This is a genomic window from Sinomonas terrae (assembly GCF_022539255.1).
Taxonomy (GTDB): domain Bacteria; phylum Actinomycetota; class Actinomycetes; order Actinomycetales; family Micrococcaceae; genus Sinomonas; species Sinomonas terrae.
This window is the reverse complement of record NZ_JAKZBV010000001.1, coordinates 1,618,676-1,640,710: the sequence shown is the minus strand read 5'-3', so window position 1 is coordinate 1,640,710 and position 22,035 is coordinate 1,618,676. Positions and strand designations below refer to the sequence as shown.

Below are 22,035 nucleotides of genomic sequence, written 5' to 3'. Positions count from 1 at the left end.
GGTGCGGGCCGTCGTCGTTCGACGGGAGACCACCCATGTTCCGGCTCGCGAGCCTCTCGATGTCCAACAAGGCGCTCATCGCGCTCATCACGGTCTTCGCCGCCGTCTTCGGCGTGATCACCGTGGGGACACTCAAGCAGGAGCTCATCCCGTCGATCGAGTTTCCCCAGCTCACCGTGGTCACGTCGATGCCCGGTGCGTCCCCGGACGTCGTCGACAAGCAGGTGGGGCAGCCACTCGAGAAGTCCCTCCAAGCGGTCGAAGGCCTCGAGAGCAGCGCTTCGACATCACGCACGGGGGTCTCGACGATCCTCCTCTCCTTCGCCTACGGAACCGACCTGGACCGTGCGCGCAATCAGATCGACCGTGCGATCTCGAACGCGAAGTCCGAACTCCCCTCCGATGTCTCGCCCAACACCCTCGCCGGGAGCATCACCGATTTCCCCATCGTCTTCCTCGCGGCTTCCTCCGACCGCCCTCTGAGCGACCTTCAGAATGAGCTGACCCAGCAAGTCGTCCCGGCGCTGTCGAAGATCGACGGCGTCCGGAGCGTCGACATCACGGGCGCACGGGCGGTGCCACACAGCACATCCAGATCCAGCCGGACCCGGCGGCGCTCGCCTCTCGCGGCGTCAATGTCGCTGCGATCAAGACCGCACTCGAGAACAACGGCTCGCTAGTGCCCGTGGGGACCGTGACGGAGCAGGGGCGCACGCTCTCCCTCCAGGCCGGCAGTCCGATTGACTCGACGGACGCCATCAGGTCTCTCCCCCTTGCCGGTGCGACGCAGCCGACGACGATAGGCCAGATTGCGAGCGTCGCCATACAGGACGACGCGGCGACCTCGATCACGCGCACCGACGGCAAGCCCACCCTCGCAGTCTCGGTCACGAAGAAGCCGGACGCCGACACCGTCGCGATCTCGCACGCGGTCCGGAACGCAGTCCCCGGCCTCCAGTCCACCCTCGGCTCCAACGCCAAACTCACCACGGTCTTCGACCAGGCACCCTTCATCGAGAAGTCCATCCAGGATTTGACGACGGAGGGCCTCCTCGGACTCGGCTTCGCTGTCCTCGTGATCCTCGTCTTCCTGCTCTCCGTGCGCTCGACCCTCGTGACGGCGGTCTCGATTCCGCTCTCGCTCCTCATCACGTTCATCGGGCTCTTCGCCGCAAACTACTCGCTCAACATCCTCACGCTCGGCGCCCTCACGATCGCGATTGGCCGCGTCGTCGACGACTCGATCGTCGTGATCGAGAACATCAAACGTCACCTGAGCTACGGCGAGGAGAAGACGACGGCGATCCTCGCCGCCGTGCGCGAGGTTGCCGGAGCGGTCACTGCCTCGACCCTGACGACCGTCGCCGTCTTCCTCCCGATCGCGTTCGTCGGCGATCTCGCGGGCGAACTGTTCCGGCCGTTCGCGCTCACCGTGACGATCGCGCTCCTAGCATCCCTCGCCGTCGCACTGACGATCGTGCCGGTGCTCGCCTACTGGTTCCTGGGTCGCAAGGCGCGGCCCACGGCCGATCGGGCCGAGGTGGAGGCGCGCGCCCATGAGAAGGAGAAGCGCAGCCTCATTCAACGCGGCTACCTGCCGATCCTGCGCTCGACCCAGCGGCACCCGGCGTGGACGCTCGTTGCAGGCGTCCTCGTCCTTGTCGGGACCTTCGCAATGACGCCCCTCCTCCCCACGAATCTGCTCAGCAATTCAGGCGAGCAGCTTCACGGTGAAGCAGACGATGCCGCCGGGCACGAGCCTCGATGCCACGAGCGCCGCCGCCGGCAAGGTCGAGGACGTGCTCCGCCACACTGAGGGCGTGCAGACGGTTCAGGTCACGATCGGCAACTCGACGACAGGTTTCAGCGCGTTCCTCTCCTCCGGGGCCTCGAGTGCGACGTTCACCGTGATCACCGACGAGAACACAGACCAGTTGGCGCTGCAGCAACGAGTGCGCACGGAGCTTGGCGGCCTGAAGGACGCGGGGCAGGTGAACCTGAGCCAGCAGCAGGGCGGCTTCGGCACCGCCTCCACTGTCGACGTTACGGTGAAGGCGCCAGACGCAGCCACGCTTGCCAAGGCCAACGATGCAGTCCTCGGCGCGCTCCAGGGTGTCCCGGGCGCGACCGAGGTCACGAGCAATCTCGCCGCGGCCCAGCCTGTCGTCCAAATCAAGGTAGACCGCGCGAAGGCCACGGCCGCCGGCCTCAACGAGCAGCAGGTCGGAGCGATGCTCGCCGCGACAGCAAGCCCGATTCCCGCCGGATCCGTGCGGATCGACACGACCGACTACCCGGTGCTCATCGGAAAGGGCACCCAGTTCTCAAGCGTCGACGCCGTGCGATCGCTCCCGCTTCCGGGCGCGCCCGGCCTCACCCTGGGTTCGATTGCAAGCGTGGAGACCGTGAACGTGCCGGTCACCGTCACGAGCACCTCAGGTCAGCGCACGGCCACGGTCTCCGTCACGCCTGGCGACTCGAACTTGGGAACCGTGAGCGGCGAGGTTCAGAAGCGCGTGAGCAGTCTGGCGCTCGACGGCGGCGCTACAGCATCGGTGGGCGGGGCAGCTAGCCAACAGGCTGACTCGTTCCGCCAGCTAGGGCTCGCACTCCTCGCCGCGATCGCGATCGTCTACGTCGTGATGGTGGCTGCATTCAAGAGCCTGCTCCAGCCGCTCGTACTGCTCGTCTCGATCCCGTTCGCCGCGACCGGAGCAATCCTGCTCCTCCTGGCCACCAGGATTCCGCTCGGGCTGCCGGCCCTCATCGGGCTGCTCATGCTCGTCGGCATCGTCGTGACGAACGCGATCGTCCTCATCGACCTCATCAACCAATACCGCCGGCCGCGTCCCGACCGGCCAGCCCTCGCGCTCGAGGACGCGATCGAGCACGGCGCACGCCAGAGGCTCCGGCCCATCCTCATGACGGCGCTCGCGACGATCTTCGCGCTCACCCCCATGGCGTTCGGTCTCACCGGGGGCGGCGGGTTCATCTCCCAGCCGCTCGCCGTCGTCGTCATCGGTGGGCTCGTCTCGTCGACGGCCCTCACGCTCGTCCTCGTGCCGGTTCTGTACCGGCTCGTGGAGGGGCGCCTTGAGCGGCGGCGGCTGCTTCGCGAACTCGCCGAGCCTCTCGTACTCGAGGGCTGAACCCCCGGGAACAATCGGTGACCGTCTTCGGTTCAGGATAGATGCAAATGCATGTATCCTGATGGAACACGAAGAAAGAGGTCATCATGCAGTTCGGAATCTTCAGCGTCGGCGACGTCACGCTCGACCCCACGAACGGCCGGATGCCAACTGAAGCCGAGCGGATCAAGGCAATCGTCCAGATCGCCCGGCACGCCGAAGAGGTCGGCCTCGACGTCTTCGCCACAGGGGAGCACCACAACCCGCCGTTCTACCCGAGCTCGCCCACCACGCTGCTCGGCTATATCGGCGCCCAGACCGAGCACCTCATCCTGTCCACGACCACGACACTCATCACGACGAACGATCCGGTCAAGATCGCCGAAGACTTCTCGATGCTCCAGCATCTCGTCGACGGGCGGACGGATCTCGTCCTGGGCCGAGGCAACACCGCCCCTGTCTACCCGTGGTTCGGCAGGAACCCGCAGGACTCCCTCGAACTCACGATCGAGAACTACGCGCTGCTCCGCCGCCTGTGGGACGAGGACGTCGTGGACTGGTCAGGGAAGTTCCGCACTCCGCTCCACAACTTCACCGCGACCCCGCGACCGCTCGACGGCGTCGCACCCTTCGTGTGGCACGGCTCGATCCGCACCCCGCAGATCGCGGAACTCGCGGCCTACTACGGCGACGGGTTCTTCGCGAATAACATCTTCTGGCCAAAGGAACACTACATCCGGCTCATCAACCTCTACCGGGAGCGCTTCGAGCACTACGGGCACGGCAAGGCGCATCAGGCCATCGTCGGCCTCGGCGGCCAGTTCTTCATGCGGCGCAACTCGCAGGACGCCGTGAGGGAATTCCGCCCGTACTTCGACAACGCACCCGTCTACGGCCATGGCCCGAGCCTCGAGGACTTCACCTCCCAGACACCGCTGACCGTGGGCAGCCCGGCCGAGTTCGTCGAGAAGACCCTCGCGTTCCGTGACTACTTCGGCGATTACCAGCGCCAGCTGTTCCTCGTAGACCATGCGGGCCTCCCCCTCAAGACGGTCCTCGAGCAGCTCGACCTGCTGGGCGAGGTGCTCCCCGAGCTCAAGGCCGGATTCGAGGCCGGGCGTCCCGCCGACGTCCCCGAGGGGCCGACGCACGCCGCACTGGTTGCCCGTCGCGACGCAAGGGATGCTGAGGCGGAGCCAGAAGAGGCGAAGCCAGAAGGGGCGGAGGTGGCGAAGTGAATCCTTCGGCTGGCGCCCCAGCGACTCCGGGTCCTTCGGTCCGCGACACGGCCGAGGCGTGGGAGTCCCTCTTCCGGGCGCAGGTCGCCGTCATGCGCCGCCTCCAGGCAGACCCGGCGTTCCGTGAGCTGGGGATCAAGGAGTACGACGTCCTCTTCACGCTGAGCGGCTGTCCCCAAGGCGGACTGCGTCTCAACGAGCTCAACGACCACGTTCTGCTCGCTCAATCGAGCCTCAGCCGGCTCGTCGAGCGACTCGAGCGCAAAGGGCTCGTCGCGCGCCGCGCCGCCCCCGACGACGCCCGCGGCATCCTCATCACCCTGACTGACGCCGGCCGCGAGACGCAGCGACGGATCGGCCGCGGGCACGTGCGCGAGATCGGGCGCCTCTTCGGCGAGGCGCTCGACGCCGATGAGCTGGCCGAGCTGACGAGGCTCACCGCCAAGCTCCGTGAGCACGTGGTCGAGAACAATCCGCTGTGAGGGGTCCGCTCGACTAGCGGGGTCCGCCGGCGCCAGCGGTCAGCCGACGACGGCGAGCGCTTCAGGGTCGTCGTCGGGGAGCGTTTCGTCGCAGTCGGCGGCGACCGCGAGTCGCCGTAGGACAAGGCTCCCGCCGACGGTCGAGAGGAAGGCGGTGTCGGAGGAATCGCGCCCTGCCGTGATCCGAAGCATTCCGTAGCGGGATGCCAGGCCGGTCGGATCGATGACGTGCCACGCGCCGTCGACGTACGCCTCGGCGACGGCGTGGAAGTCCATGGGCCGCAGCCCGGGCGCGTAGACCGCCGTGAGCCGGGCGGGGACATCCTTGGCGCGCAGGAGCGCGATCGCGAGGTGGGCGTAGTCCCTGCAGACGCCGCGGCGGTGCAGCAGGGTCTCGACGGCGCCGTCGGTGCCGCGGGATGAACCGGCGACGTAGGAGAGCTGCTCGTGGACCCACTTGCGAACCGCGACGACGAGCGATGAGCCTGTCATTCCTCCGAACTGCCCATAGGAGGTAGGCAGAAGACGGTCGCTTTCTGCGTACCGGCTCGGCCGGACGTAGCGGATGAGGTCCATCTCGTCGACCGTTTCGGGGACCGCGCGTCCCCGCACGCTCGCCGTGTACTCGACCTCGATGTCGGCGGGATAGTCGAACTCGAGCACGTGGAAGCGGCTCCCATGTCCGTCCACGAGCTCGCGCCACGGGACAGGCTGACCGTCCGAGGTCACGGTGAGCTGTTCGTCGAAGGACGTGTATCCGGGATTCTGCGCGACGGCGACGGCCATGGCCACCTTCGTCTGGGCGACGGTGGTGAACGAGAGACGGGCGCTGACAGTACGCAGCATGGCGCTCCAGGGGCTAGGAGTCGAACGGCCTAGGAGGTCTTCGTGAACTTGAGCGACATGATCATTCGCTGTGCGTCGGCGAAGTCTCCCGACGTCTGGACGTAATCCGACGCCTGAGCAAGATTATCGAATGCCTGCAATGGGGCAACCTCTGCGTTGGGAGCGAGGGGCGCGAGTTCTGTGACGTCCGAGAACGAGTAGCCGCCGGACCCGGTCGGTCCAGGCACGATGTTGAGCAGGCGGCACGCCTTGCCGTCTTGGGCCGAGGTCGTGACGCCGACGAGCCCGAACGAGCCGAAGTACTTGTAGCCCTGGATGACCCGGAAGACGAAGCGCGGCGTCAGTGCGGCCGGTCCGTCTTGGAACGGAAGCTTCACCGGAACGCTGTTGAGCACGGCGTAGGGCTTGGCCTGGCTGGCGTCGCACGGCTGCGAGGCTGGCATCGGGAGGCCAGTCTGTAGCGCGGCGACGAAAGTGCCGTCCGCCTTCTTGACGTCGTAGTGTACCCCAGATGCTGCAGAACCGGGGGCAAGCGCCGCCGACTGCACGATCCACTGCGCGGGCAGTTCGAAGCTGATCGTCTTCCCCGGATCGGTGAAGGTCTTCCATTCGGCCGACGTCGCACCCGGAGACGGCGTGCCGCTCGCGGAGACGCTGGTGCCCGGCTTCGGCGAAGCGCTCGCCGAGGCCGTCTCCGGACCCACTGGGGTCCATTGAGGGGAGCTCTGGCCGGCACTGCAAGAGGAAAGGAGCAGCGCGGCCAGACCTGAAGCCAAGACGCTGAGGACAGTGCCCGATACTCTGAGGACAGTGCCCGATACCCTGCCGAGGGGGCGAACCGCAACCATGCCGCCACACTAGCGAACCGCAGCAGCGATAGTCTGGCGCCATGCTGGAGCAGGACGAGGACGGCCTCGCGATCCCCGCCCACGAGGTCGCAGACTGGCGCCTCCGCGTGTTCGATCTCTATCAGCGCGTGCGGGCGGCCGAAAGCCCGCGGGCCGGACACGAACTGTGGCGCCGCGAACGCGACGTGCTCTTCGGCACCCACCCGGCCTCCGCCGTCGTCCGCGAAGAGCGCGCAACCTTTCGCGGGCTGCGAACGGCTCCCTACTACGCCGACTTCCGCTTCGAAGTGCCCCTCCTCCCCGACGGCAAGGGCCAGGAGAGACCGGTTGCGACGGGCACGGACGGGGTGGTGCACTTCGTACGGCTCGGTACGTTCGAGGTGCCCGGCCTTGGCAGGCTCGCGGCCTGGCGGCATGCGGGTTACGGCGGAGGCGTCTTCGTGCCGTTCCGAGATGGGACCGCGGGCCGCGAGGGTGGGACCTACGGCGCCGGGCGGTACCTCCTCGACACGATCAAGGGCGCCTATCTCGGCGCCCGGACCGACGACGACGGCGTGCCCGTCTACACGCTCGACTTCAACTTCGCGTACAACCCCTCGTGCGCCTACGACGAGGCTTGGGCCTGCCCGCTCCCCGGCCCGGACAACCGCTTGGCACCCGACGTCCCGGTGGGAGAGCTGTATCCCTCGTTCTGAGGCACACGGGCCGTCACTCTGAGGCACGCGGCCGGTTGACAGCGTTCTGTGAGAAGTGTCATAGTCGGGGGGTGAGCCTGTCAGACAGCCCTACAGCTCGACAGCCTGAGGTGACCTCCCCTGAGGTCACGCGGCGTCCGCTCGCCCGGCTGAGCGCCGCGGAGGCGGTCCTGGCCGAGCTGCGGGGAGAGATCGAGTCCGGGCGGGTGCCGGTGGGCTCGAAGCTTCCCGCGGAGGCGGCCCTGGCCGGACGCTACGGGGTCAGCCGCTCGGTGGTCCGGGAAGCGCTGCGGTCGTGCGCCGCGCTGGGGCTCACCGAGACCCACACGGGGAAGGGAACGTTCGTGGTCTCGGGCCGCGTCTCCGGGGACCTCGTGCTCGGTCGCTACTCCGCTCGGGACCTCACCGAGGCCCGGCCGCACATCGAGGTTCCGGCCGCCGGGCTCGCCGCCCTGCGGCGCAGCGAGGAGGACCTCGCGACCCTGAAGGGGATCGCGGCCGACATGGCCGTCGAGGACGAGCCGGCGGCGTGGGTCGCGCTCGACGCCACCTTCCACTGCCTCATCGCGCGGGCGAGCGGCAACAGGGTGTTCGAGGGCGTCGTCGTCGACCTGCGCGACGCGCTCGCGAACCAGTCCGAAACCCTCAACCTCGTCGCCGACCGCCAGCGCGCCTCGGACGTCGAACACCGTCGGATCGTCGCGGCGATCGAGGCCGGCTCGGCAGAACTCGCGTCCGCTGCCATGGCGGACCATCTCGCTGCGGTCGACGAAGCTCTCGGGTCCCTGGGAGCTCCTCGCGCCTGACTGCCCCTCCCACCCGCCACCCTTGCCGACCCACCACCGTTGCCGACCCACCACCGTTGCCCACCGACTATCGATTTCCAGAGAGCTATGCCTTCCATCGCTGATCACTCCCCCTTCGTCTCCCCGGCAGGGCGCGCCCTCGTGCTTCCGGGCCTCCCCGCGCACGTCCCGCTCGCCGTGCAGATCCGTGGCGAGCTCGTCGAGGGCGTCCACTACGGAAGCGTCGCGGCCACAGCCGCTAACGGGAGCCTCGTGTGGGAAGCGGGCGATTCGAGCGTGCCGTTCTATCCGCGGTCCGCGCTGAAGCCGCTGCAGGCGGTCGCCCTCGTGCGCGCAGGCCTCAGCCTCCCGGAATCGCTCCTTGCCCTCTCGGCCGCGAGCCACAGCGGCGGGACGGCCCACCGCGAAGGTGCTCTGCGGATCCTCACGATGCACGGCCTAGGCATTTCGGCCCTCGAGAACACAGTCGACCTTCCCTATGGCGCCCCTGAGCGCGAACAGTGGCTCCACGACGGCGGCAGCGCGGACCACCTCTGCCAGAACTGCTCGGGCAAGCATGCCGCGATGGCGGCGGTCTGCACCCTCAACGGTTGGCCTGTCAAGGGATACCTGAGCCCGGACCACCCGCTGCAGCAGCTCGTCGCCGCGACGATCGCCGAGCTCACGGGCGAAGAGCCCGCCGTCTGGAGCACGGACGGCTGCGGCACCCCTCTGCCCGCGCTCAGCCTCGCCGGCATCGCCCGCGCCTATGGCCGCCTCGCGCGGGCCGCGGCCGAGGCGCAGACCGACGATGCAGCACTTGACGCCGGGGCGCACGACGGCGGGGCGCACGACGGCGGGCCTGTCGCCCTGAGCGCGGAAGCCGCCGTCGGACGTGCCATGACCCGCTATCCCGAGATGGTGGCGGGCGAGGGCCGCGACGTGACCGCGCTCATGCGGCTCCTGCCCGGCGCCGTTGCCAAGGACGGCTTCGAGGGGGTCCAGCTCATCGGGCTTCCCGACGGCCGCGCGATCGCAGTGAAGATCTCCGACGGCGGCGACCGCGCCCGCATGCCCGTCGCCGTACGCGCCCTTGCTGCCCTCGGTGTCCCCGAAGCCGCGCCGGACGGCCCGCTCGCCGGACTCGCCGCCGGAACCGTCCTCGGCGGCGGTCGGCCCGTGGGCATCGTGGCCGCGCTCGACGACGCGTTCCCCGCCTGAGCCGATCACGGACCCCACGCCCACCGCCCGAACCGCACCCCAACCTCAACGTTCCCGAACCGAACTGTGCCCCGACCACACCCTGCCCCGACCACACCCTGCCCGAATCAGGACGAAAGGCTCTTCCCATGAACCAGGCCGAGACGCTCGACGAAGAGACGCTCGACAGGGAAACCCCCCTTCCAGCCACCCGCATCGACCACGACCTCCTGGGCGACCGCGAGGTCCCCGCTGACGCGTACTGGGGGGTCCACACTCTGCGTGCCGTCGAGAATTTCCCGATCACGGGGCAGCCTCTCTCGACGAACCCGCACCTCGTGCGCGGCCTCGCGGCGGTCAAGCTCGCGGCCGCGAGGGCGAACCAGGAACTCGGCCTCCTCGACCCGGACCGCGGCAGCGCCATCGAAAGGGCCTGCCTCGAGATCCTCGACGGGCGCCTCGCCGACCAGTTCGTCGTCGACGTCATCCAAGGCGGTGCCGGGACGTCGTCGAACATGAACGCGAACGAGGTCATCGCGAACCGCGCGCTCGAACTGCTCGGGCGCACGAAGGGCGACTACGCCGCGCTTCATCCGAACGACCATGTGAACCTGAGCCAGTCGACCAACGACGTCTACCCCACCGCGGTGCGCGTCGCCACGGTGTACGGCATCGAGGGCCTCCTCGAGGCACTCACCTCGCTCGAAGAGGCGTTCGCGGACAAGGCGGGCGAGTTCCGGACGGTCGTCAAGATGGGCCGCACCCAGCTCCAGGACGCCGTGCCCATGACCCTCGGCCAGGAATTCGGGACCTACGCCGTCACCATCGGCGAGGACCGCGAGCGGCTGCGCGAGGCCTCGCGGCTCGTGCACGAGATCAACCTCGGCGCCACAGCCATCGGCACCGGGCTCAACGCCCCGGCCGGCTACGCCGAGGCTGCCTGCCGGCACCTCGGCGAGGCAACCGGCCTGCCGCTCGTGACCGCCGTCGACCTCATCGAGGCGACCCAGGACATGGGGGCCTTCGTCCACCTCTCGGGCGTCCTGAAGCGCGTGGCCGTCAAGCTCTCGAAGATCTGCAACGACCTCCGCCTCCTCTCCTCGGGGCCGCGTGCCGGCCTCGGGGAGATCGTCCTGCCGGCGGTGCAGTCCGGCTCCTCGATCATGCCCGGCAAGATCAACCCGGTCATCCCCGAGGTGGTCAGCCAGGTCGCCTACGAGGTCATCGGCAACGACGTCACCATCACGATGGCCGCGGAGGCAGGCCAGCTCCAGCTCAACGCCTTCGAGCCCGTCATCGTGCACAGCCTCCACAAAAGCATCGCCCACCTCGAAGCCGCGTGCCACACGCTCACCGAGCGCTGCGTGCGCGGGATCACGGCCAATGCCGAGCGGCTGCGCGCGAGCGTCGAACACTCGATCGGCCTCGTCACCGCGCTCAACCCGTACCTGGGCTACGCGGCCGCCACCTCGATCGCCCAGGAAGCACTGACGACGGGGCGCGGCGTGGCCGAGCTCGTGCTCGAACGCGGCCTCCTCACCGCCGAGCGGCTCGAGGAGCTCCTGCGCCCCGAACGCCTCGCGAACCTGACCGTCTAGAACCCCTTCGAACCCGACCGTCTAAAACCCTTCCGGCCCTGTGGCCCCTCCCCGTACGAAGCACCCATCTCCCGCCCGTTCCCGATCAATGAAAGGACGCTGATGTCCTCCACCAACCCGGCCCAGAGCGGCCAGCAACGCCCAGACCACGTTGAGGATCATGGCCATGCGCATTCGACGGACCATGTGATCCATGCCGAGGATGCCGGCTACCACAAGGGCCTCAAGGCCCGCCAGATCCAGATGATCGCGATCGGCGGCGCGATCGGCACCGGCCTGTTCCTCGGCGCCGGCGGCCGCCTGGCCGCCGCGGGGCCCTCCCTGGTGCTCTCCTACGCGATCTGCGGCCTCTTCGTCTTCCTGATCCTGCGCGCCCTGGGCGAGCTCGTCCTGCACCGGCCCTCCTCCGGGTCCTTCGTCTCCTACGCCCGCGAGTTCTTCGGCGAGAAGGCAGCCTTCGTCTCCGGCTGGTTCTACTGGATCAACTGGGCCATGACCACCATCGTCGACACCACCGCCGCCGCCCTCTACATGCACTTCTTCGGCCGGTACGTGCCCTGGATCGACACCGTCCCCCAATGGGCCTGGGCCCTGATCGCCCTGGTCCTGGTCCTGGCCCTGAACCTGGTCTCCGTGAAGGTCTTCGGCGAGATGGAATTCTGGTTCGCCCTGATCAAGGTCGCCGCCCTGCTGGCCTTCCTGGCCCTGGGCATCTACTTCGTCGTCTTCGGCACCCCCACCGGCGGCCCCGTCGGACCCGGCCTGATCGCCGCCCACGGCGGCATCTTCCCCGCCGGGATCATGCCCATGATCCTGCTCATGCAGGGCGTCGTGTTCGCCTACGCCTCCGTCGAACTCGTCGGCACCGCCGCCGGGGAGACCCAGGACCCCGCCAGGATCATGCCCCGGGCCATCAACTCCGTCGTCGCCCGCATCGCCGTGTTCTACGTCGGCTCCGTCGTCCTGCTCTCCCTCCTGCTGCCCTACACCGACTACCAGGAGGGCGTGAGCCCCTTCGTGACCTTCTTCGGCCACATCGGCGTCAACGGCGTCGACGTCATCATGAACCTCGTCGTCCTCACCGCCTCCCTCTCCTCCCTCAACGCCGGCCTCTACTCCACCGGGCGCATCCTGCGCTCCATGGCCGCCGCCGGCTCCGCCCCCAAATTCGCCCTGCGCATGAACAAGGCAGGAGTGCCCTACGGCGGCATCGCCATCACCGCCGCCGTCTCCCTCCTGGGCGTCCCCCTGAACTACCTCGTCCCCGCCGACGCCTTCGAGATCGTCCTGAACGTCGCCTCCGTCGGCATCATCGCCACCTGGGCCACCATCGTCATCTGCCAGATCCAGCTCCAACGCTGGGCCGCCAAGGGCTGGCTCGAACGCCCCGCCTTCCGCATGCCCGGCGCCCCCTACACCGGCTACCTCACCCTGGCCTTCCTCGCCGTCGTCCTGACCATGATCCTGGCCGACTCCCCCTGGACCCTCCTGGCCACCGCCATCGCCATCATCCTCATGGTCATCGGCTGGTACGCCTGCCGCGACCGCATCCACCACATCGCCGCCACCCGCAACGGCCACACCGGAACAGCACCCGTCATCGCCAACCGACCCCTCCGCGGCCGCCAGTAGCTGGCCCACACCTTGGGCAAGCATCGCTGCGGCACAGCGCGGGCACAGAAGTTGATGGCAAGCTGAAGCAATGACGTCGACACCGCCCACGATGACGGACGGCCCCCGGCCCAACGCCCTCACCGCATCCTCGCGGTGGGGCTGGGTGCGGGGCGCCGCCCGTCGTCCGGTCGTTCGGCAGCTCGCGAGGTTTACGGGAGTTGGCGTCATCTGCACGGCGGCCTCCATGGGCCTCTACGCGAGCCTGCGCTTCCCAATCGGCCCGACCGGGGCGAATGCCACCGCTCTCATCGTGACGTCACTGCTCAACACCGAGCTGAACCGTCGGTTCACCTTCCACATCCACGAGCGGCGGCGCCGCCTCCACGACCATCTTCAGGGTCTCGTGGCCCTCGTCATCGCCCTCGCGCTCACGAGCGGGAGCCTCTGGGCCCTCCTGTGGGCCGAGCCGAACGCTGGCGTCGCCGAGGAGCTGTGGACCACGACCCTCGCGGGCTGGGTAGCGACCGCGGCCCGTTTCGTCCTGCTGCGTTACTGGGTGTTCCGACGAGCGCGGAACGCCTGATCCAGCGCGGTATGGCGCGACCTGGCACGAGTTATCTCAGCCTGCAGCAATGCTTGAGCTAGCACGAGTTGCCTGCGCCGCCCGCGAATCGCTGAGCAGGCACGAGTTGCCTGAGCTGGGGTTCAATCCCAGCAGGGGCGCGTACGCCTGAATCCTCCTGTTCGGGGTCAGCCAGAAATGTCGGACCCCTCCCGGAGACTTGAGCCATGGATATCGAGGGGCGTCGTGGGTGATTCCAGCCGATCCTCTGGGGGAGGACGGCTGGGACCTCAGCGCTCACCCATCCGCGAGGCTACTAGACCCGCCCCGCGTCGATCCAGCCCTCTTTGATCTGCGGGAGGACGACGATGAGCTCGAAGCACTTTGGGAGGCAACCCTTTCCCCTGCGGCCATCGTGGTCCGGGCGCGAGCAGCGCGTGCTGACGCCCTCGTGGTCGAACTGCAGGAGATCGACGCAGAGCAGGCCCGACTTGAGGCCAGAAAGGCCGTGGCCCTCGCAGCGCTCACGGCGGCAGTCGGCGGTTCTTCGGAGAATCCGGTCCACCGACTGGATGCCCCCAGCGTGGCCGCCTCGGAGATGGCGGCGGCGCTGCGGATCTCCCAGCGCACTGCGAAGGCTGCAGTTGCAGAGGCCCTTACCATCACGGCTCCCGCTTGGGCGCCCCTCCTAGACCGCATGGCCTCCGGGGATCTCCCCCGCCGTCGGGCCAACGCGATCCTCGAGGCCGCCGCCCCCGTCCCGCCGGAGGGCCTCAGCACGTTCGCTGCTCAGGCCGTCACGATCGCCTGTCCGCCCGACTCGGATCAGCTTCCTAGTCAAGGTACTCTGAGGCGCCGGCTCCGCCGCTTGGCCGAGAACCATGCAGGTGAGTCGTTGGAAGCCCGAAAGGAACGAGCGTCCGCCCACCGGCGTGTTGACCTTGAACCGGCGCAGGACGGGATGTGCTGGCTTTCGGCCTATCTCCCCCTTGAGACGGGCGCCGCAATTGACACGCGTCTGGAGGCCATCGCCCGATCGCTGCAGGGTCCGGTAGAAGGCCGGACGATCAACCAACTCAGGGCCGATGCGTTGGCGGATCTACTAACGGACGCAGCCTGTGAGGGAATCGCGGGACTCGCTCCGCATCCCGACCCAGGCTGCGACAGCATCGCGGGACTCACTCCGCATCCCGACCCAGGCTGCGACAGCATCGCCGGACTCACTCCGCATCCCGACGCCGTGAAGGGCAGTCCGAGGCCTCAGGGACCAACCGGCGGCGTCCGTACCGAACTCATTGTGACGATTCCCGCGCGCACGATACTCGGCGGCTCAGATGCGCCCGGTGAGATCGTCGGTTACGGGGCGATTGATTGCGAAGCGGCCCGGCTTCTGGCCTCCGAGGCTTCGACTTGGACTCGGCTGTATGTCGACCCGGACACCGGCGCTCCCCTTGCCGTCGGACGACGGCGTTACACGCCCACGCTTGCGATGCGGCGCTTCCTTGGTGCGCGGGACAGGACCTGCCGATTCCCCGGCTGCGACAAGCCGGCCGCGGCGGTCGAGGCCGACCACACTCAAGAATGGTCAGAGGGCGGAGCGACGGACACAAACAACCTCGCGCTGCTCTGCCGCGAGCACCACCGGCTCAAGACCCTGGGCCATTGGAAGGTCGCCCAGATTGGCGTTGAGCACCTTCCGGAGGCTCCAGAGCACCGTCCGGAAGGTCCGGGAGGCGACGCTCGAAGAAATTCGGCGCCCGGAGACTCCGGATCGAGCGTCCCTAGCGCCTCACCCCATGCCCCGCCTCCACCCGGAACTTTGGAGTGGACCGCTCCATCAGGCCACCGCTATATCACGTACCCAGAAGGAGATGCACCGCCTCCGTTCTGAACCACTACCGTTCCTGAGGCCGAGTCCTGAGGCCCAGATTTCCGCTGCCGTAGCGCCGTATCCTCTGCCCGCCCGCGGTCCCGGCTGCCCGCCCGCGGTCCCGGCTGCCCGCCCGCGGTCCCGGCTGCCCGCCCGCGGTCCCGGCTGCCCGCCCGCGGTCCCGGCTACCCGTCGCGACCCCGGCTACCCGTCGCGACCCCGGCTACCCGTCGCGACCCCGGCTAGCCGTCCGCGACCCCGGTCACCCGCCCGCGGTCCCGGCCACCCGCCCGCGGTCTTCGGCTTACCGATGGGCGATGCCGGTCACCGCGGCATAGGAGTCGCCGAGGGCGAGGGCGGCCGTCTCGAGTTCTTCTCGGGTAATCGTGGGCGGGAGCGTGAAGCGCACTGCCGTCTGCGCGGTCTCCGCATCGATGCCCAGCGCGAGGAGCACATGTGAGGGATCACTCGAGCCCGCAGCGCATGCCGACCCCGAGGAGCACACCACCCCCCGGCGCTCGAGCTCGAGCAGCACCGACTCGCCGCTGACGCGAGGGAAGCAGAAGGATGCGCTCCCGGGCAGACGTTGTTCGGGGTCGCCCGTGATGACGGCGTCGGGCACTAGCTCGGTGACGCGGTCAACGAACGCACGGCGGAGGCCCGCGAGGCGCGGCGCCGCCGTCGGACGCTCTGCCTCGGCGAGCCGCAAGGCTGTGGCGAGGGCGACGGCGCCCGCGACGTTCTCGGTTCCCGAGCGTAGCCCGCGCTCCTGGCCTCCGCCGTCGACGAGTGGCTCGACGGTCAGCCGACCCGCGGAGTACAACACTCCGACACCCTTGGGCGCGCCCAGCTTGTGGCCGGAGATGCTGAGGGCGTCGACACCGAGCTCGCGCACATCGAGCGGGAGCATTCCCGCAGCCTGCACCGCGTCGGTGTGGAGCGGCACCCGCGCCGCACTGGCCACGGCGGCGAGCTCGGCGAGCGGCTGGACAGTGCCCACCTCGTTGTTTGCGTACATCACGGAGACAACTGCCGTCTCGGGGCCGACGACGGCGGCGAGCGACTCGGGCGTGATCCGACCCGCCCCGTCGACCGGGACGACGTCGACGGCGAACCCATGGAGGCGGGCGAGGCTCCGCGCGGACTCGAGGACCGCCGGGTGCTCGATGGCGCTCACGGCAACCCGGTTGCGCCGTGCGTCCGCCGTCCGCCGCGCGAGCGCGATCCCCTTGACCGCCAAGTTGTCTGCCTCCGTGCCGCCCGAGGTGAAAGTCACCTCGCCGGACCGGCAGCCGAGGACGCGCGCTACGTCGGCACGCGCCGACTCGAGCGCGGCCCGCGCCCGCTCGCCGAGCTCGTGATGGCTCGAGGCGTTCCCAAAATCGCCCGTGAGGTAGGGCCACATCGCCTCGAGGACCTCTCGGCGCACAGGAGTCGTGCCGGCGGCGTCGAGGTAGATCACGCCAGATCTCCCTCCGAAGTCCTGAGCTGGGAAGCGTCCAGCACAACATCGAGGCCCAAGTCGAGGTTGACGACCGAGTGCGTGAGCGCGCCGACTGAGATGACGTCCACGCCCGAGGCCGCGATCGCTGCGACAGTGCCAAGGTTCACGCCGCCGCTCGCCTCGACAATCGCACGCCCCGCGACGAGCGCGACGCCTTCGCGAAGCTGCTCAGGAGTGAAGTTGTCGAGCATGATCGTGTCCACCCCCGCGGCGAGCACGGGCTCGATCTGCTCGATCGCGTCCACCTCGACCTCGAAATGGGTCGTGTGACCGAGCCGGTCGCGCGCGGCGCGCAGCACGTCGGTGAGCTTGGCAGGGTCTCCCCCGGTCAGAACCGCGAGGTGATTGTCCTTGGCCATGACCGCGTCGGAGAGGCTGAAGCGATGGTTCCGGCCACCGCCGCAGCGCACCGCATAGCGTTCGAGCTCTCGGAGGCCCGGGGTGGTCTTGCGCGTGTCCACGATCCGGGCCTTCGTTCCCGTGGTCAATGCCACATATCGGGCAGTGAGGGTGGCAATGGCGCTCATCCGCTGGACCAGATTGAGCACCACCCGCTCCGCGGTGAGCAGCTCGCGCGCCCGGCCCGAGACACGGGCTAGGACAGTGCCAGTCTCAAAGGCAGCTCCCTCAGGAATGAGCAACTCGACCCTGACCTGCGGGTCGTGGAGCCGGAAGCCCGCCTCGATGACCGGGCCGCCCGAGAAGACGCCGGGGACCCGAGCTCGGAGCTCGGCGGTGGCCCGCGCCGATTCCGGGATGAGGGCGAGCGATGTGATGTCGCCGTGGGGCGCGTCCTCGGCATAGGCGAGCTCGAGGACGCGCCCGAGCGCCGCCGGGGCGGGAGGCATGGGGCTAGCCGAGACGAGTGGCCGAGCGGCCTGAACAGCGTGCGCCGTCATGAGGCGCTCCTTCCCGCCAGGACAGGCTGGCGTGCGACGTCGACCGCGACTTCCGCGTTGCCCTCGGCAGAGCGGCGGCCGGGGAAGTCGAGTCGGAAATGGGCTCCGACTGATTCCTCACGCGCGGCTGCCGCCGCGACGAGGAGCCTGCCGGCAAGGATGAGATTCTCGGTCTCGGGGTCTCCCGAGGAGAGCGTCGCGAGCTCAGCAGCCGCGCGGGCGAGACCCTCGGCATCGCGCAGGACACCCGCGTCTCGCTCCATGAGCGCCGCGACCTCGGCGTGGGTCGCCGAGCGAATGGAGGACGACGACGATTGAGTGGCCGACGCCGAGCGACCGGCCGACGCCGAGCGACCGGCCGACGCCGAGCGACCGGCCGACGCCGAGCGACCGGCCGACGCCGAGCGTCCGGCCGACGCCGAGCGACCCGGTGACAGCGCGAGCTCAGGCATGGCTTCGTCGGGCACGTCACGCTGGTCGGGCCCCGCCCACCCCCTCGGCTGTGTCAGGAAATGCTCGACGGCGCGTGCTGCGAACACAACGCCTTCCAGGAGCGAGTTCGAGGCGAGGCGATTCGCCCCATGGACGCCTGTGCAGGCCACCTCTCCGGCAGCATAGAGGCCGGGGACACTCGTCGCACCGTCGAGGTCGGTGGCGACCCCGCCCATCCAGTAGTGCGCCGCGGGGGCGATCGGGAGGAGATCTCGCCGCCAGTCGTAGCCTGCCGCGCGCGTCATGGCGTCGAGGCTCGGGAAGCGCCGCGCGAGGAATCCGGCGCCGCGTTCGGCCTCAATTCCGGTGGCGTCGAGGTACGCTTCGCCGCCGCCAGCCCTGCTGTGGAGGGCGAGCGCCCGCGAGACGGCGTCCCGGGGGGCGAGTTCGCCGAGTGGGTGGTAGTCGGTCACAAAGCGCCGGCCCGAAGCGTCACGGATCACCGCACCCTCACCGCGCACAGCTTCCGAGATGAGGGAGGAGCGCAACGTCCCGTCGTCGCCACGGAGCTGGAGCGCCGTCGGATGGAACTGGTAGAACTCGAGGTCGCGCAGCACGGCGCCGGCTCGGAAGGCGAGGGCCACGCCGTCGCCCGTTGCCACGCTCGGGTTCGTGGTCTGGGCGAAAAGCTGGCCGGCTCCCCCAGTGGCGAGCAGGACGGCGTCAGCTTCGACCCGACGTCGTACAGACGTTCCAGCCGCTCCTGACTCCCGGCCGGCCGCCGGAACGTAGTCGACGCCCGCGATTGCGCCGGCCTCGAGCACGACCTCCGTGGCCATCGCGCGCTCGAGAACCTCAAGGCGCCCTTCGGATTCGAGACTGCGCACGCGCGCGATGAGCGCGCGAGTGATGCCAGCGCCGCTTGCGTCCCCGCCAGCGTGAAGGATGCGCGGGAACGAGTGGGCGGCCTCAAGGCCGAGGAGCAGCCGGCCGTCAGGGCCGCGGTCGAAAGCGACACCGTGGGAGAGGAGGCTCTCAACAGAGCTCGCCGCCCGCTGGCACATCAGCACAACAGCGGCTCGAGTGCCCAGCTGGGCGCCCGCCGCCATCGTGTCCGCCACGTGGCTTTCGACGCTGTCCCCCGGCGCTCGCTGCCCTTCGGGAAGGACGGCGGAGAAGCCCCCCTGGGCGAGCATGCTGTTGCTCTCTGCGAGCGCGGCCTTCGTGAGAAGGACGACGTCGGCCCCCGCCTCCGCGGCAGAGATCGCGGCGAAGAGCCCGGCGGCTCCGCTGCCGACAATTGCAAGACGAGGTCGGATGGAGCGACGAGCCGACCGGGGGGCTGGGCTGGCCGACCGGCGGGCTGGGCTGGGCTCGCTCACGGCCGCGCCGCCAGCATCCGTTCGAGCGCCACGCGAGCCGTCGCGGCGACATCCTCCTGGACCTCGATGCGGTTGCGCACCTCGCCCTCGACGAGCCCTTCGAGGACCCACGCGAGATAGCCGGGGTGGATGCGGTACATCGTCGAGCAAGGGCAGATGACGGGATCGAGGCAGAAGATGGTGTGCTGCGGGTATTCGGCGGCGAGCCGGTTCACCAGGTTGACCTCGGTGCCGATGGCGAACACGGTCGGCTCGGTGGCAGCGGCGATAGCCTTGCGGATGTAGTCGGTGGAGCCGTACTCGTCGGCCGCATCGACCACCTCCATGGGGCACTCGGGGTGGACAATGACGCGCACCCCTGGGTAGTCGGCGCGGGCCTTCTCGATCTGCGCCACGTTGAAGCGCTTGTGCACGGAGCAGAAGCCGTGCCACAGGATGACGCGCGAATCCCGGAGGGTCTCGGGGTCCGTGCCGCCCCACGGCTTGCGCGGGCTCCACATGGGCATCTGCTCGAGCGGCACGCCCATGGCCTTGGCGGTGTTGCGGCCGAGGTGCTGGTCGGGGAAGAAGAGCACCCGCTGGCCACGCTCGAACGCCCACTCGAGAACCGTCGCCGCGTTCGACGACGTGCACACAATGCCGCCGTGCTCACCGCAGAAGCCCTTGAGTGCGGCGGAGGAGTTCATGTACGTGACGGGGATGACGGGGACGCGTCCGTCGGCGTCGGGCTCGGTGCCGAACAGCTCCTCGAGCTGCTCCCAGCATTCCTGGACCGAGTCGATGTCGGCCATGTCCGCCATCGAGCAGCCCGCGGCGAGGTTGGGCAGGATCACCGCCTGGTCATCGCGCGAGAGGATGTCCGCCGTCTCCGCCATGAAGTGGACGCCGCAGAACACGATGGCCTCGGCGTCGGGCCGGGTCAGGGCGGCGTTCGCGAGCTGGAAGGAGTCGCCCATGAAGTCCGCGTGCTCCACGACTTCGTCCCGCTGATAGAAGTGGCCGAGCACGACGACGCGGTCCCCGAGGGCCTTCTTCGCTGCACGAATCCGGGCATGCAGTTCGTCCTCGCTGGCTTCCTTGTACTCCTGCGGGAGCTGGCCCTGGCGCGGCGTCGACGCCGGGGCGACGTCCCCGCTCGAAGCGCCCGGCCCGTAGGCGGGCGCTCCCCGGAGAGCCTCCGCGGCGTCGAACTCCCACGGCCCCTTCGAAAGGTCGGCGCTGCAGGTGCTCGTGGCAGCAGTGGATCCGGACGCAGCGTGAGACGCAGCCGCTCCTTCAGCGAGGCGTTCCGCCTCAGCGCGGGTGATGAGGTCGATGGCGGTTGCGACGGACGTCATGTCGTGCTCCTTTGGACAGGGCCGGTGTAGCGGTAGAGGCGGGGAGGGCGGTGTTTCCCGCCCTCGAGGAACTGGTCCGTCGGCTCGATCTGCGGGACGGATTTGAGCTGGCGGCGGAAGTTCGCGGGATCGAGGGGCCGTCCGAGGACCGCCTCGTAGACCTCTCGGAGCTGGGCGAGGGTGAAGGTCTCGCCGAGGAAGTGGTAGGCGATCTGGGCGTACTCGAGCTTGTTGCGCAACCGCCAGAGGGCGTAGTCGATGATCTCGCGATGGTCGAACGCCAGGCCGCCCTCACCCTCGCCCGCGGTGTCCGCTCGGTGCCAGGCGACGTTCTCTGCCTCCCCCTCACCGTCGACGAGGAGCTCGGCCTCCGTGGGCCGCACGAGGGCCCAGTACACGATCGACACCACCCGTTGGCTGCCTTGACCGGGCCGCTGCGCGCGGTCGAGGCCGCCGAACGCGTAGAGCTGTTCGAGGTATTCGGGCGCGAGCCCCGTGGTCTCCCCGAGGTTTCGGCGGGCGGCATCCTCAAGCGATTCCGTTGCGGTGAGCGGGCCGCCGGGAAGCGCCCATTGGCCTTTGAACGGTTCCTTGACCCGCCGGACGAGGGGGAGCCAGAGCGTCGGCTTCCCGGCGTCGCGACCGGGTTTGAGCGCGAAGATCACGGTCGAAATCGCCAACGACGGCGGAAGCTGGGCGCGTTCCGAGACGTTCGCGCCGAAGGGGCCGGCGAAGAGAGTGCTCATTGGGCCTCCTTCGGTGAACGAGAGAGATTCGGTGGACGAGAGAGATTCGGTGGGAACAGGTCAGTCCGTTAGTTAAAGTCACGTTGACCCTAACTAATGATACGCCTGCTCCAGTGTCGACGGCAAAAGTGACGCGCCGCCGTCGTCGTCCGGCCCATCCGCGTGGGGGGCGGGTCAGCCCTTCGCCGCGGCCTCGAGGAGCGGCAGGGTGCGGCCCTCGAAGTGGGTGTTGAGCGCGATCACGCTCGACGACCGGACCACGGCCCTGGTCGCCATGATGATGTCGAGGACCCGCTGCAGATCGGAGTTGGACCGGGCAGCGACTCGGGCCATGAGGTCACTGTCGCCAGAGACGGTGTGGACTTCGATGACCTCCGGGATCGCGCCCAGGGCCTTTGAGACGGCGTCGTGCCCAAGGTCCTGGTTGATCGTGAGGAAGCAGAAGGCGACGACGGGGAACCCGAACGCGCGTGGCTCAGGCTGGGGCACCCATTGGGCGATGACGCCGTTGGCGGTCATCCGATCGAGGCGCGCCTGCACGGTTGCCCGAGCGACTTTGAGGAGGCGCGAGGCCTCGAGGACGGACATGCGCTGCTCCTCGGTGAACAGCCGGACGATCTTCGCGTCGAGCTCGTCAACCCGCATCAGGGACCTCCCACTTCCAGCCCGGCCCCGGCGCCGCGCAAGCTTTTTCACGATGGTACAGATTGATGCCTCAATATTCCGTCATTGCGCATTCTGCTCAGCCGGCGGGCGGCCAGCGAGCCGGATCCCAGCAGTCTGCTCAGGCCCGTGATCCGTGCCACACAGCCGCGGAAAATGAGGCTATCCTCGTCATCGTCCCCTGGCCCGGCACACCCCGCTGGGGC

The 22,035-nt window shown here is 68.9% G+C and carries 17 protein-coding genes and 1 pseudogene; 10 read left to right on the top strand and 8 right to left on the bottom strand.

The window, feature by feature from the left end; translation table 11 throughout:
* Positions 1-35: 35 nt before the first annotated feature.
* From L0M17_RS07570 to L0M17_RS07560, 3 genes and pseudogenes are all read left to right on the top strand, one after another.
* Positions 36-3,128, top strand: a pseudogene (locus tag L0M17_RS07570) (efflux RND transporter permease subunit); the annotation flags it as partial.
* 107 nt (positions 3,129-3,235) lie between these two features.
* Entirely contained in the window at positions 3,236-4,366 is a 1,131-nt protein-coding gene (locus tag L0M17_RS07565) for an LLM class flavin-dependent oxidoreductase (RefSeq protein ID WP_241053307.1), read from the top strand.
* Positions 4,363-4,848 carry a MarR family winged helix-turn-helix transcriptional regulator gene (locus L0M17_RS07560; RefSeq protein WP_241053305.1) on the top strand — a complete coding sequence of 162 codons (486 nt, stop codon included), beginning with the start codon at positions 4,363-4,365 and terminating at the stop codon, positions 4,846-4,848. Before L0M17_RS07565 ends, L0M17_RS07560 begins: the two co-directional genes overlap by 4 nt.
* Before the next feature lie 39 nt (positions 4,849-4,887).
* Here the strand turns inward: L0M17_RS07560 and L0M17_RS07555 are convergent, their stop codons facing one another.
* Entirely contained in the window at positions 4,888-5,694 is an 807-nt protein-coding gene (locus L0M17_RS07555; RefSeq protein ID WP_241053304.1) for a transglutaminase-like domain-containing protein, read from the bottom strand.
* Between the two features lie 29 nt (positions 5,695-5,723).
* Complete coding sequence (locus L0M17_RS07550) at positions 5,724-6,398, bottom strand: hypothetical protein (RefSeq protein ID WP_241053303.1); 675 nt, start codon at positions 6,396-6,398, stop codon at positions 5,724-5,726.
* Between the two features lie 185 nt (positions 6,399-6,583).
* On the opposite strand from L0M17_RS07550, the gene L0M17_RS07545 reads away from it, so the two are divergent.
* The 7 genes from L0M17_RS07545 to L0M17_RS07515 all read left to right on the top strand — a co-directional run bounded on the left by L0M17_RS07545 (position 6,584) and on the right by L0M17_RS07515 (position 14,887).
* A complete protein-coding gene (locus tag L0M17_RS07545) occupies positions 6,584-7,237 on the top strand; it encodes a DUF1684 domain-containing protein (protein ID WP_241053302.1) in 654 nt (217 codons plus the stop codon).
* Between the two features lie 71 nt (positions 7,238-7,308).
* On the top strand, positions 7,309-8,043 hold the full coding sequence (locus L0M17_RS07540) for a FadR/GntR family transcriptional regulator (protein ID WP_372498003.1): 735 nt from the start codon (positions 7,309-7,311) through the stop codon (positions 8,041-8,043).
* 87 nt (positions 8,044-8,130) lie between these two features.
* Complete coding sequence (locus L0M17_RS07535; RefSeq protein ID WP_241053299.1) at positions 8,131-9,243, top strand: asparaginase; 1,113 nt, start codon at positions 8,131-8,133, stop codon at positions 9,241-9,243.
* Positions 9,244-9,371: 128 nt separating this feature from the next.
* Positions 9,372-10,820, top strand: coding sequence for an aspartate ammonia-lyase (locus tag L0M17_RS07530; protein ID WP_241053297.1), 1,449 nt, complete (start codon positions 9,372-9,374; stop codon positions 10,818-10,820).
* 102 nt (positions 10,821-10,922) lie between these two features.
* On the top strand, positions 10,923-12,452 hold the full coding sequence (locus tag L0M17_RS07525; RefSeq protein ID WP_241053296.1) for an amino acid permease: 1,530 nt from the start codon (positions 10,923-10,925) through the stop codon (positions 12,450-12,452).
* Positions 12,453-12,522: 70 nt separating this feature from the next.
* Positions 12,523-13,017, top strand: a complete 495-nt coding sequence (locus L0M17_RS07520) for a GtrA family protein (protein ID WP_241053295.1) — start codon at positions 12,523-12,525, stop codon at positions 13,015-13,017.
* A 229-nt stretch (positions 13,018-13,246) separates the two neighbouring features.
* Positions 13,247-14,887, top strand: a complete 1,641-nt coding sequence (locus L0M17_RS07515; RefSeq protein WP_241053294.1) for an HNH endonuclease signature motif containing protein — start codon at positions 13,247-13,249, stop codon at positions 14,885-14,887.
* Between the two features lie 283 nt (positions 14,888-15,170).
* Here the strand turns inward: L0M17_RS07515 and L0M17_RS07510 are convergent, their stop codons facing one another.
* The 6 genes from L0M17_RS07510 to L0M17_RS07485 form a co-directional block, all read right to left on the bottom strand.
* Positions 15,171-16,328, bottom strand: coding sequence for a cysteine desulfurase family protein (locus L0M17_RS07510; protein WP_241053292.1), 1,158 nt, complete (start codon positions 16,326-16,328; stop codon positions 15,171-15,173).
* Positions 16,325-17,269, bottom strand: a complete 945-nt coding sequence (gene nadC, locus L0M17_RS07505) for a carboxylating nicotinate-nucleotide diphosphorylase (protein WP_241053289.1) — start codon at positions 17,267-17,269, stop codon at positions 16,325-16,327. Before nadC ends, L0M17_RS07510 begins: the two co-directional genes overlap by 4 nt.
* The gene (locus L0M17_RS22680; RefSeq protein WP_241053288.1) at positions 17,266-19,083 is read right to left on the bottom strand and encodes an L-aspartate oxidase; all 1,818 of its coding nucleotides are present in this window, start codon (positions 19,081-19,083) and stop codon (positions 17,266-17,268) included. The genes nadC and L0M17_RS22680 overlap by 4 nt, the downstream gene beginning before the upstream one ends.
* Entirely contained in the window at positions 19,080-20,420 is a 1,341-nt protein-coding gene (gene nadA, locus L0M17_RS07495; RefSeq protein WP_241053287.1) for a quinolinate synthase NadA, read from the bottom strand. The genes L0M17_RS22680 and nadA overlap by 4 nt, the downstream gene beginning before the upstream one ends.
* Entirely contained in the window at positions 20,417-21,166 is a 750-nt protein-coding gene (locus L0M17_RS07490; protein ID WP_241053286.1) for an NUDIX hydrolase, read from the bottom strand. The genes nadA and L0M17_RS07490 overlap by 4 nt, the downstream gene beginning before the upstream one ends.
* Before the next feature lie 174 nt (positions 21,167-21,340).
* Positions 21,341-21,811, bottom strand: a complete 471-nt coding sequence (locus L0M17_RS07485) for an Lrp/AsnC family transcriptional regulator (protein ID WP_241053285.1) — start codon at positions 21,809-21,811, stop codon at positions 21,341-21,343.
* Positions 21,812-22,035: the final 224 nt, after the last annotated feature.

Coding starts and splice junctions, on each gene's coding strand:
- L0M17_RS07565 (WP_241053307.1), top strand. CDS start 3,236: ATGCAGTTCGGAATCTTCAGCGTCGGCGACGTCACGCTCGACCCCACG.
- L0M17_RS07555 (WP_241053304.1), bottom strand. CDS start 5,694: ATGCTGCGTACTGTCAGCGCCCGTCTCTCGTTCACCACCGTCGCCCAG.
- L0M17_RS07545 (WP_241053302.1), top strand. CDS start 6,584: ATGCTGGAGCAGGACGAGGACGGCCTCGCGATCCCCGCCCACGAGGTC.
- L0M17_RS07535 (WP_241053299.1), top strand. CDS start 8,131: ATGCCTTCCATCGCTGATCACTCCCCCTTCGTCTCCCCGGCAGGGCGC.
- L0M17_RS07530 (WP_241053297.1), top strand. CDS start 9,372: ATGAACCAGGCCGAGACGCTCGACGAAGAGACGCTCGACAGGGAAACC.
- L0M17_RS07525 (WP_241053296.1), top strand. CDS start 10,923: ATGTCCTCCACCAACCCGGCCCAGAGCGGCCAGCAACGCCCAGACCAC.
- L0M17_RS07520 (WP_241053295.1), top strand. CDS start 12,523: ATGACGTCGACACCGCCCACGATGACGGACGGCCCCCGGCCCAACGCC.
- nadC (WP_241053289.1), bottom strand. CDS start 17,269: ATGACGGCGCACGCTGTTCAGGCCGCTCGGCCACTCGTCTCGGCTAGC.
- nadA (WP_241053287.1), bottom strand. CDS start 20,420: ATGACGTCCGTCGCAACCGCCATCGACCTCATCACCCGCGCTGAGGCG.
- L0M17_RS07490 (WP_241053286.1), bottom strand. CDS start 21,166: ATGAGCACTCTCTTCGCCGGCCCCTTCGGCGCGAACGTCTCGGAACGC.
- L0M17_RS07485 (WP_241053285.1), bottom strand. CDS start 21,811: ATGCGGGTTGACGAGCTCGACGCGAAGATCGTCCGGCTGTTCACCGAG.